General features: G+C 49.1%; 1 protein-coding gene. It reads right to left on the reverse strand.

Annotation, left to right across the window (positions count from 1 at the left end):
• On the reverse strand, positions 1–316 hold a 316-nt coding region (locus EYW48_RS21665; RefSeq protein ID WP_277433102.1), incomplete at both ends, for a hypothetical protein.

Below are 316 nucleotides of genomic sequence, written 5' to 3' on the forward strand. Positions count from 1 at the left end.
TCAAGCGGTTTAAGTAACTCAAATTGATAGCTGTCTGCTGAGCCATTGAGCGTGATCCTAAAGACCGCCTCATTGCTGCCTTGGATCTGCGCTTCATATACTGTGATGCCATTGAGGTTAGACACTTCAACCATCACTAAATTCTGGCCGCCAGATTGCAAACCGGCTACTGGCGTCACTAAGTCGGTCAATTGATAGCTAACAATGCCATCCGCCCCATCCACAACGTCAAAATTACCACTCAGCGTCGTACTGCCTGAGCCATCCGAGCCCATACCCGACAAATCATCTTCATCAACGGTTTGTTGGCTACCCG

It is taken from the genome of Vibrio sp. 1180_3 (assembly GCF_029478545.1).
GTDB classification, from domain to species: Bacteria; Pseudomonadota; Gammaproteobacteria; order Enterobacterales; family Vibrionaceae; genus Vibrio; species Vibrio aestuarianus.